11 protein-coding genes are annotated in these 9,778 nt (G+C 71.9%); 3 read left to right on the forward strand and 8 right to left on the reverse strand.

Going from position 1 to position 9,778, the window contains the following annotated elements:
- Positions 1-7: 7 nt before the first annotated feature.
- From VF330_RS39070 to VF330_RS39105, 8 genes are all read right to left on the reverse strand, one after another.
- Positions 8-1,243: a glycosyltransferase gene (locus tag VF330_RS39070; protein WP_330856785.1), complete on the reverse strand. Its 1,236-nt coding sequence runs from the start codon at positions 1,241-1,243 to the stop codon at positions 8-10.
- 173 nt (positions 1,244-1,416) lie between these two features.
- The gene (locus VF330_RS39075) at positions 1,417-2,178 is read right to left on the reverse strand and encodes a GAF and ANTAR domain-containing protein (protein WP_330856786.1); all 762 of its coding nucleotides are present in this window, start codon (positions 2,176-2,178) and stop codon (positions 1,417-1,419) included.
- 72 nt (positions 2,179-2,250) lie between these two features.
- Complete coding sequence (locus VF330_RS39080) at positions 2,251-2,952, reverse strand: GAF and ANTAR domain-containing protein (RefSeq protein WP_330856787.1); 702 nt, start codon at positions 2,950-2,952, stop codon at positions 2,251-2,253.
- 310 nt (positions 2,953-3,262) lie between these two features.
- Positions 3,263-3,511: a DUF2188 domain-containing protein gene (locus VF330_RS39085; RefSeq protein WP_330856788.1), complete on the reverse strand. Its 249-nt coding sequence runs from the start codon at positions 3,509-3,511 to the stop codon at positions 3,263-3,265.
- 58 nt (positions 3,512-3,569) lie between these two features.
- Positions 3,570-3,932, reverse strand: a complete 363-nt coding sequence (locus VF330_RS39090; RefSeq protein ID WP_090052805.1) for an STAS domain-containing protein — start codon at positions 3,930-3,932, stop codon at positions 3,570-3,572.
- Positions 3,929-5,119: a PP2C family protein-serine/threonine phosphatase gene (locus VF330_RS39095; protein ID WP_330856789.1), complete on the reverse strand. Its 1,191-nt coding sequence runs from the start codon at positions 5,117-5,119 to the stop codon at positions 3,929-3,931. Before VF330_RS39095 ends, VF330_RS39090 begins: the two co-directional genes overlap by 4 nt.
- A 32-nt stretch (positions 5,120-5,151) precedes the next feature.
- Positions 5,152-5,952: an alpha/beta hydrolase gene (locus tag VF330_RS39100; RefSeq protein WP_330856790.1), complete on the reverse strand. Its 801-nt coding sequence runs from the start codon at positions 5,950-5,952 to the stop codon at positions 5,152-5,154.
- 47 nt (positions 5,953-5,999) lie between these two features.
- Positions 6,000-6,500, reverse strand: coding sequence for a GAF domain-containing protein (locus tag VF330_RS39105; protein ID WP_330856792.1), 501 nt, complete (start codon positions 6,498-6,500; stop codon positions 6,000-6,002).
- 328 nt (positions 6,501-6,828) lie between these two features.
- On the opposite strand from VF330_RS39105, the gene VF330_RS39110 reads away from it, so the two are divergent.
- The 3 genes from VF330_RS39110 to VF330_RS39120 all read left to right on the forward strand — a co-directional run.
- On the forward strand, positions 6,829-7,935 hold the full coding sequence (locus VF330_RS39110; RefSeq protein WP_330856793.1) for a DNA alkylation repair protein: 1,107 nt from the start codon (positions 6,829-6,831) through the stop codon (positions 7,933-7,935).
- A 147-nt stretch (positions 7,936-8,082) separates the two neighbouring features.
- Positions 8,083-9,246 (forward strand): LLM class flavin-dependent oxidoreductase, encoded by a 1,164-nt coding sequence (locus tag VF330_RS39115; protein ID WP_330856794.1) that lies wholly within the window; start codon positions 8,083-8,085, stop codon positions 9,244-9,246.
- Positions 9,247-9,302: 56 nt separating this feature from the next.
- Positions 9,303-9,778 (forward strand): MerR family transcriptional regulator (locus tag VF330_RS39120; protein WP_330856795.1); only part of this gene is annotated, 476 nt, incomplete at its 3' end.

The following is a 9,778-nucleotide window of genomic DNA, read 5'->3' on the forward strand; positions in this document are numbered from 1 at the left end:
TCGACCGTCACCGGGCCACCGCCAGACCGTCGGTCGCGCACACCCGCTGGTAGACGAGCTCCGTGCGGGTCGCCACCTCGTCCCACGTGTACCGCGCCTCGACGCGGTCGCGGCCCGCGATGCCGTAGGCCATTCCGCGCGACCGGTCCGCGAGGACCTTGCGCAGCGCCCGTCCGAGGGCACGCGGACCCCGGGGCGGGGTCAGCACACCCGTCACGCCGTGGACCACCGTGTCGGTCAGGCCACCGACCGACGATGCCACCACCGGCACACCGCAGGCCATGGCTTCCAACGGAACGATGCCGAACGGTTCGTACCAAGGCACGCACGCCACGACGTCCGCCGAGCGCAACAGCGCCGGCATGTCCGCGCGGTCGACCTGGCCGGCCAGGTGCACGCGGTCCGCGACGCCGTGCGACCGCGCGCAGGCGAGAAGGCGCCGCGCCTCCGGGTCGTTCGTCAGGTCCCGCGAGCCGCCGGCGACCACCAGCTCGGTGCCGGGCACCCACGGCAGCGCGGTGATCAGGTCGTCGAACCCCTTGCGCGGCAGCAGTCTCCCCACCGACACGATCCTTCGCGGCCGGTACCGGTCGACGCCTGACGGTTCCGGTGTGAAGAGGTCGAGATCGACACCCCTCGGCACCACCACCAGTTTCGACCGGTCCACGCCCATGCCGAGGACGGCGCGCGCTTCCGCGGAGCTGGTCGCGACGACCAGGGTGACCTCGTGACCGATGAGCCGTTCCACCGCGACGCGTTTGGTCGAGTCCGCCTCGGCCGCACGGTGGTCCGGAGGCCGTGGCGCGCCCAGCGAGTGGTAGGTCTGCACGACCGGTACGGGACTGTTCCTGGCGCTCAGAACGGCGGCGATCCCGGACAGCCAGCCGTGGGCGTGCACGACGTCAGGGCGACGCGCCTCCCAGGCCAGCTCGAGGACCTCGACGAGATCTCCCGCGTAGGCCAGGACTTCGTCCGCGCCGAGCTTCAGCGGGGGCCCGGCCGGTACGTGCACGACCTCGTAGCCGTGCGGGCTGTGCACGAGCTGAGGACCGTGGGGGTGGTCGCGCCGCGTGTAGACGACGACCCGGTGGCCGAGCGCGGCCAGCGCGGCCGCGAGTCCTGCGACGTGGAGACCCTGGCTGCCGGTGCCGGACGATCCGGGGTCGGTCAGCGGGCTGGAGGTCACGGAGACGAGCGCGATGTTCTTGCGCGTGAACGAGATCGGCTCGACACGGACGCCCACGGTGTTCTCCTCACGACGAGGTGATGAGACCGCGGGTCCGGGCGGTTGCTGCGTCTGCCAGCTCGTCCAGGCTACCCACACGGCGGCCGTCCGGCACTCCGGAGACGCCGTGCACCCGTTTCGCCGAGCCGAGATCCCGGTCCCGGCGGACAACGCCGCGGGGACCGGTCCGGTCACAGATCGGTGGGACGTGGTGGGAGGACGACCTCGGGGCGCAGTTCGCCGAGAACGACCTCCCTGGCCACATCGGCCAACCGGCGACCACCGTTGCGGGCATGGCCGCGCAGCGCGTGGAACGCCTGCTCCATGTCGAGGTTCCCGGCGAACGCGAGCACACCCTTGGCCTGTTCGATGACGACCCGGCTGTTCAGCGCCGTCTGCAGCTGCTCGGTGACCACCTCGCCACGCCGGATGGCGCGTTCCTGCAGGATCCCGATCGTCGCCGTGTCCGCGAGGGCGCGCACGACCAGCAGGTCCTCGTCGCTGAGCAACCCGGTCTCCTTGCGGAACAAGTTCAGCGTGCCGATGGTCTCGCGCCGCAGCCTCATCGGCACGGCGTGCACCGAGGCGAAACCCCCCGCGAGGGCGAGCGGCGCGAACCGCGGCCAGCGCTGGACCTCCTTCGACAGGTCCGCGACGAGCACCGTCTCACCGCTGTGCACGCAGTCGAAGCACGGGCCCTCGCTCGCCTGCAGCTGGAACAGTTCGAGCATGCGCGTCTGGGCCGACGAGTAGGCCACCACCCGCAGGCCGCCGCGCTGGTCGGACAGCATCAACCCGGCCACCGTCGCGTCCAGCAACTGGACGCAGTGTTCGACCAGCCGGTGCAGCACGTCCACCACGTCGTAGTCGTCGACCAGCGTGTCCGCCAGCTCGACCAGCGCGTGGAGCAACCGCGACTCCCGTTCCGTCCTGGACGGTGCGCTACCGCTCATCACCAGCTCCTGTCTTCTTCGTCCGACGGTAGTGCTGCCAGCACGGGGCCGCTGTCGAGGTCTCGCAGGCGGTCATGCGCGAAGTTCCAGCGGGGACAGCTCGCGGTTCACGATGTCCTTGGCGACCTCGTCGAGAGGTCTGCCCATCGCGAAGGCGTAGCCGCGCAACCGGGACAGCGCCTCCTCCGCGGAGATGCCGAGCGCGGCGAGCACCATGCCGGTCGCCTGGTGCACCTGTTCGCGGCCGGGCGAAAGCACACCCCGCAGGCCGTCGGCGCCGTCGAACTCGCCCAGGAGCACGCCGAGCAGCACTGCGGTCACCACGTCGACCACCTCCAGCGCGACGGCGAGCTCGTCTGCCGACAACCAGCCGGGGCGACGGCGGTAGAGGTCGATCGCGCCGATGCCGATGGCGCCCGCCTGCAACGGGAACGCGAAGATCGCGCCGACGGGCAGCGCGGCGATCGCCGCCGCGAACACGGGCCACGCGAGGACCGACGCCTGCGGCAGATCGGGAACCAGCACGGGCCGGCGGGTCGCGAACGCCTCGAAGCACGGACCCTCGCCCAGGTCGAACTGGACGTTCTCGATCTTCATCGCGATCACGTCGCTGGCGTACAACGTCTCCCGCTCCCGTGGTCCGCTCAGCACCGAGATCGAGGCGCCGTCCACCGGCAGCAGGCCCACGCACGCGCGGATCACGCGAGCCAGGACGTCGAGCTCGCTCTTGCTGTCACTCAGCGCCGCAATCACCGCGGCGCGCGCTTCGATCACCGATGGGCGACGGCTGTCAGGTTCGCGCACCTCTGGTCACACCGCCGAACAGCGACCACTGGTCCATGGCTGGCACGGTTTCCTCCACCACGTCGACTGGTTCCAGTCGTTCCTGGACGTAGCGAGGTCTAGGCCCACGCCTTGCGTGACCGCATCAGGATCAACACATCCAGCGTACCGCGTGCCTTTGTGGCACGCGGTACGCCCCGCTCGCAACGGGTTTCAGCGCACGCGGCGGCTGAGTCTTGCCCGGCGCCGCCCGCCGGGGAACCCGCGGTGGCGGACGCGAACCGGTGCGGTTCGCGCCGGTTCACCGGCGGTGCGCGCGGGTGACCCCGCCACCGGTGTGTGGGTCGCGGCCGCGCGGGTAGACGTCGTGCTCGCTGATCGTGCCGTCCCGGTTCCGGGTGATGTGGTCCACCGCGTGCGCGATCGCCATCTCACGGCCGTCGGCGCTCGCCTCCTCCTTGTTGAGGTGCGTGCTGGAGGCCTGGTCGTTGCCCTCCACCCGGTTCTTCCACCGGCCGTCCTCGAAGTAGGTCTCGATGTCGCCTCGCATGGGCTCACTCCTGTCGGGTCGTCCGGTCGAGTACCCCCGGCCGCGACCCGCACACCACTCACCCTCCGGCCGGCGACTCCGGCCAGGCGGCCTGGGCCTGCGCGGCGGTGGCGTAGGTGGTGAAGAAGGTGTCCAGCCCGATGAGCACGAGGGTGCGGGCGAGGTGGCGTGGGACGCCGGCGAGCGCCAGGCCGGCCTCCGCGGAGTGCGCGAGGTTGCGTGCGGCGATCAGCGCGGAGATGCCGCTGGAGTCGCAGAAGAGCAGTCCGGTCAGGTCGAGCACGACCTGCTGGCCCGGCCGCGGCGAGATCGCCTCGACGGCCTGGAGTGCGCGCGGGGCCGAGGCGGAGTCGAGCTCTCCGGCGAACTCGACCACCGGACCCGCTTCCAGGTCGAGCGTGGTGACGGTGAACGAGGTCATGGTCTCTCATCTCCAAGCAGGCGCACGCTGAGTGCAAGGAGCGCGGTGTCGTCGTCGACACCGTCGCCGAAGCTGTCGAGCAACAGGGACACCGCGGCCACGGTCTCGGTCGCGCTGCCGACGTCGAGGGTGTTGGCCCAGTCGCGCAGGTCCTCCTCGTCGTAGCGGACGCGGCCGTGTGTGCGGGCCTCGGTGAGTCCGTCGGAGTAGAGCAGGAGTGTGTCACCGGGCCGCAGGCGCAGCTCGACCTCGACGAAGCGGGCGTCCGGCAGCGCGCCGATCAGCTGACCGCCCCTGGTGTCGAGGAGTTCGGCCGCACCGTTGTGGCGGATCACCAGCGCCGGTGGGTGCCCGCCGCTCGCGAGGGTGACTTTGGCGCCGTCCTCCGCCGGTTCGAGCAGGCCGTGGATGGCGGTGCAGAACCGCGGCGTCGCGCCGTGCTGGTCCTTGAGCAGCGCCGTGTTGAGGCGCTTCAGCACGGTGGCGGGACCGGGCTCCTGCACGGCGGCGGCGCGCAGCGTGTAGCGGGTAAGCGACGTGACCACGGCGGCCTCCGCGCCCTTGCCGGACACGTCGCCGAGGAAGAACGCCCACGTGTCGCCGGTGAGGGGGAAGAGGTCGTAGAAGTCGCCGCCCACCTCGTCCGCGGAGGCGGGGTGGTAGTAGGCCGCGACGTCCATGCCGGGCACGTCCGGCAACGACGGCGGCAACAGCGTGCGCTGCAAGGTGGAGGCCAGCAGCTGTACACGGTCGCGTTCCTGTTCCGCCTCCTGGCGTGCGCGCAGCAGTTCGTGTTCGTAGGCGCGCCGGTCACCGGCGTCGAAGATGGTGGTGCGGATCAGCTGAGCCGTGCCGTTCGCGCTCGTCTTGACCGTCGAACTGACCAGCACGGCCATTCGCGTTCCGTCCGCGCGCACCAGTTCCAGCGCGATACCGCCGATCTCGCCGTGCATGCGCAGCATCGGCGCGAAGTGCGTCTCGTGGTAGATCCGGTCGCCGACGGGGAGCAGATCGGCGAACCGCCGACGCCCGAGGAGTTCCGCGCGTTCGTGTCCCAGCCATCCCAGGAGCGTGGCGTTGATCTTGGCGATCGTGCCGTCCATCAGCGTGGACAGGTAGCCGCACGGTGCGTTCTCGTACAGGTCTTCCGCACTGTCCTCCAGCAACGCCGAGAACGTGGTCTCCACTCCGGCCTCCTCGCCGCTTCCCGCCGGGCGGATCACCGGGCGCCCGCGAACTCAGCGATCGCGGCCGCCGTCTGCTCTGGAGCGCTCAGCTGCGGGCAGTGGCCGATCGCATCGAGCGTCACCAGCACGCTGCCCTCGATCCGGTCGTGCACGAACTGGCCGACCTCGCGCGGCGCGATCGCGTCCGAGAAGCACTGCAGCACGGCGGTCCGCACGGTGACGTCCGCGAGGTCCGCGCGGTTGTCGGACAGGAAGGTGGTGCGCGCGAACACCCGCGCGATCGCCGGGTCGGTGCGGCAGAACGCGGCCTCCAGCTCACCGGCGACCTCGGGCCGGTCCGGGTTGCCGGCGATGACCGGCGCCATCGCCGCGGACCAGCCGAGGTAGTTCGACTCGAGCGAGCCGAGCAGCTCGTCGATGTCGGCACGGGTGAACCCGCCCCGGTACCCGCCGTCGTCGAGGTAGCGGGGCGACGGGGTCAGCAGCACGAGCTTCGCGAACCGCTCCGGCTCGCGGTTGGCGGCGAGCACGGCGATCATCGCGCTGACCGAGTGCCCGACCAGCACGACGTCGCGCAGGTCCAGTTCCGCGCAGATCTCCAGCACGTCGCCGGCATAGCCGTCGAGCGTCGAGTAGCGCTCGGGAGACCACGCGGCCAGGTCGGAACCACCCGAGCCGACGTGGTCGAACAGCACGAGCCGGAACCGCCGCGCCAGGTCCGGCACCACCAGCCTCCACAGGTTCTGGTCACAGCCGAACCCGTGGGCGAGCAGCACCACCGGAGCGTCCTCGCGGCCGATGACGTTCACGTTGTTCCTGCGCCGCGCGTCCATCAGCGCATCCTGTCACCTCTGGGCGCGGGGCGGCTGTCCCGGCACGGCTACCGCTCGGCGTCCAGCAACAGGGCCAGGGCCACGTCGGCCAGCTGCACCGCTCCGACGATCTCGTCGGGTGTCAGCGGATCGCCGTGGTCGCGGTGGACCTCCAGGACACCGAGGGCGTCCTCGCCGAGGGAGAAGGGGAACGCGAAGATCGCCTCGACCCCGGCCGCGACCGCCGCGCCGGCGAAGAGCGGCCAGCGCACCGAGGTCCTGTGGTCCACGAGGTTCGGCACGAGCACCGGCCAGTTCTGCCTGGCCGCTTCGAAAGCGGGCCCCTCGCCGAGCACGGTCTGCAGTTCCGCGATCTCCTCGCCGCAGAACCCGGAGCTCGTGAAGGGGCGGCAGCGGCCCGCGCCCTCCCGGAGGTACAGCGCCGCGCCGACCGCGTTCGTCCGCACCCCGCAGGCGATGCAGACGTGCCGGATGATCGTCTGGCGGTGGGTGGGGCCGGTGTCGGTGCCTTCGGGCGAGGCCGTGCGAAGGCGGGTGATGTCGAGCATGGTGGGCAGCACTCCAGACCGGACTGGTGAAGTGGTGCCACCGGGGACCAGGGCGGCTTGGCGTGATCCGCTCGGCCGAGCCGCGCGTTGGGGCGACCTTAGCGCGGTGCCCCGCCGGGCACCGCCGCCGTTCGGGCACTGCTGCCGGAACTCGGCCACACCGCCATTGGCCGCGACGATCACAGCGGCTTCCGGACCGTCGCGGAGGGGACGGACGCTTCCGCGAGGAGGAGATCGCCTGGTCGCGACCCGGCCTCTGATCCGGCTGCCCGCGGCGTCCTGGGAGACTTCCCGGCGACGCAGCACCCCGTGGACGGAAGAGACCCGCATGCCCTTCGCCGACGAGCTCATCGGCCGCGACACCGCGCAGGCCCTCGTGGACGCCGTCCGGGCGGCGGCGCCGGGTGCGGACCTCGCGTCACTGCGGGCGGCGGTCGGATCGCTCGGCCCGTTGTCGCTCAGGGAACGTGCCGACCTCCTGCGGGACGCGCTGCTCGCCGACGTTCCCGGTGACTACGCCGCGCTGGCCGCGACGGTGCGGGCCGCGCGCGACCACACCCCCCGCTTCACCGGGTGGCTGATCTGGCCGGTCACCGGCGCTCTGGCCACGCGAGCGGTGCGGGAGGGGAGCACCGCCTCGTTCGACGACGCGATGGCGCTGCTCGCGGACCTCACCGGGCGCCTCACCGCGGAGTTCGCGATCAGGACCCTGCTGCGGCACGACCTCGGCCGGGCTCTGGAGATCGTCGGCGGCTGGACCGGCTCCGCCGACGAGCACGTGCGCAGGCTCGCCTCCGAGGGCACCCGCCCGTACCTGCCGTGGGCGGTCAGGGTGCCGGAGGTCCTGGCGCGTCCCGGGGTGACGGTGCCCGTCCTCGACGCGCTCTACCGGGACGAGAGCGACTACGTGCGCCGGTCGGTCGCCAACCACCTCAACGACCTCAGCCGCGACCACCCGCGCATCGTCGCCGTCACCGCGCGCCGCTGGCTGGCCGCTCCCGACGCGAACACGGAACGCCTGGTGCGCCACGGGTTGCGCACCCTCGTCAAGCGCGGCGATCCCGAAGCGCTGGGGCTGCTCGGCTTCGCGCCCGCCGAGGTGGAGGTCGACGGCCCCCACCTGGACCAGGACGTCGTCCCGGTCGGCGGCAGCCTCCGCTTCACCGCCTCGGTCCGCAACACCGGTGACACCGAGGCGCGTCTCGCGATCGACTACGTCGTGCACCACCGCAAGGCCGACGGAGGCCAGACCGGCAAGACCTTCAAGCTCACCACCCGCACCCTGGCACCGGGGGAGCGGATCGAGATCGCGCGGGAGCACTCGTTCCGGCTGATCACGACCCGCCGCTACCACCCCGGAACGCACGGGATCTCCTTGCAGGTCAACGGTGTGGGGTCGGACAGAGCCGAGTTCGAGCTGGCCGTCATCGGCTGAGCGGGCGGGCTGGTCCGGGTGACCGCGTCCGTCGTCGAGCGCCGCCGGCATCCGGTGCGCGCCTCCTCCTGCCGTGTCGCGTGCGTAACGCCCCGGTCGCTCTCGGAGACTTCAGCCTTGGTGTCCGTGCGAGCAGAGGGTGTGCCGATGAAGATCGATCTGTTCAACGAGATCCAGAACCCCGGCCCTGAGTCCGAGCAGTTCCGCTTCCGCCAGGCCATCGAGCAGGCCCGGCTCGCCGACGAGCTCGGCTACGGCTGCTGGTGGCAGGTCGAGCACCACGGCGCGGGCGAGTTCAGCCTCTCCTCCGCCCCGGAACTGGTGCTCGCCGCGCTGTCCCAGCAGACCTCCCGCATCCGCCTCGGCCACGCCGCGGTCCTCGCGCCCGGCCGCTTCAACCACCCCATCCGCGTCGCCGAACGCGCCGCCACCCTCGACCACCTGAGCGGAGGCCGCGTCGAGCTCGGTCTCACCCGCTCCACCATCCCCGAGTGGAACCTCTTCGGTGTCGAGCCGGCCGACGCGCGCGCCCAGACCGCCGAGGCGTTCGAGATGGTGCCGAGGATGTGGACCGCGGACCGCTTCTCCCACCGGGGCGAGCACTACGACGTTCCGGAGACCTCGATCATCCCCAAGCCCCTGCAGACCCCGCACCCGCCGCTGTGGCAGGCCGCCGCCTCCCCGACGTCGTTCGAGGAGGCGGGCCGCCGCGGCGTCGGCGTGCTCGGCACGACGATCTGGGAGTCCCTCGACCGGATCTCCCGCATGATCGACCTCTACCGCGCCGCCGCGTCCGAGTGCACCTCTCCGGTGGGGGAGTTCGTCAACAACCAGGTCGCCTGCTTCACCTTCGTGCACTGCGCCGAGACCGACGAGCAGGCCATGCGCAACGGGGCGGCGGCCGCGGCGGCCTGGTACACGGTGACGGCGCTGCGCTTCTTCGACGCCGCGGCCGAGTTCGCCGCGACCATGCAACGCCACCAGGACATCCTCGCGGCCGGCGGCGCCGGCCTCACCGGCGAGTTCCTGCGCGCGGAGGCCGATGCCGCGCCCACCGGCGCACAGCTGGTGATCGGCCGGATCATCCAGGGCGAGGACGTGCCGGAGGACGAGCTGTTCGAGGTGCTCTCGGCGCAGCAGTCGCTGATCGTCGGCAGCCCGGACACGTGCCGGGAGAAGCTGCGGGTCTACGCCGACCTGGGGATCGACCGGCTGATGTGCCTGCAGCAGATCGGGCCGATCGGGGCGGACGAGGTGACGACGAGCATCAGGCTGATCGGCGAGCTGATCCCCGAGTTCGACAGGCCCTGAGCCGGTCGTGCGGCCGTCGCGGCGCGGTGAACGCGGGGGAGGGCCACAATGGCGCGATGGACCGCGTGCGCACGCCGATCCGTCCGGACGCATCGTCCGACGCGATCTGGACCCCGGCCGCAGCGGCCCGGCTGCTCGGCATCGCTCCGTCCACGCTGCGGTGCTGGCACCGTCGCTACCGGCTGGGGACGGCCGGGGTGGATCCCGGCCGGCACCGCCGCTACACCGCCGCCGAGCTCGACTCGCTGACGAGGATGAAGCAGCTCATCGCGGACGGTCTCAGCCCGGCTTCGGCCGCGGTGCAGGCCTTCCGCCCGGTGCCCGGTGCTCCCGCCGGCCCGCGCGCGATCGTCGACGCGGCACTGCGCCTGGACGCCGACGCGCTGGTCGGCCTGCTCGGCGCGCAGTTCGCCGCGCAGGGCACCGAGTGGACGTGGGACCGGCTGTGCCGTCCGGCGCTCACCAGCCTCTGCGCACCGCGACCCACGGTCACGCACGAGCGTGTCGATGTCATGCACCTGCTTTCCGGGGC

This window comes from Lentzea sp. (genome assembly GCF_036380075.1).
In the GTDB taxonomy this organism is placed as follows: domain Bacteria; phylum Actinomycetota; class Actinomycetes; order Mycobacteriales; family Pseudonocardiaceae; genus Lentzea.

Coding starts and splice junctions, on each gene's coding strand:
- VF330_RS39075 (WP_330856786.1), bottom strand. CDS start 2,178: ATGAGCGGTAGCGCACCGTCCAGGACGGAACGGGAGTCGCGGTTGCTC.
- VF330_RS39085 (WP_330856788.1), bottom strand. CDS start 3,511: ATGCGAGGCGACATCGAGACCTACTTCGAGGACGGCCGGTGGAAGAAC.
- VF330_RS39090 (WP_090052805.1), bottom strand. CDS start 3,932: ATGACCTCGTTCACCGTCACCACGCTCGACCTGGAAGCGGGTCCGGTG.
- VF330_RS39100 (WP_330856790.1), bottom strand. CDS start 5,952: ATGGACGCGCGGCGCAGGAACAACGTGAACGTCATCGGCCGCGAGGAC.
- VF330_RS39105 (WP_330856792.1), bottom strand. CDS start 6,500: ATGCTCGACATCACCCGCCTTCGCACGGCCTCGCCCGAAGGCACCGAC.
- VF330_RS39110 (WP_330856793.1), top strand. CDS start 6,829: ATGCCCTTCGCCGACGAGCTCATCGGCCGCGACACCGCGCAGGCCCTC.
- VF330_RS39115 (WP_330856794.1), top strand. CDS start 8,083: ATGAAGATCGATCTGTTCAACGAGATCCAGAACCCCGGCCCTGAGTCC.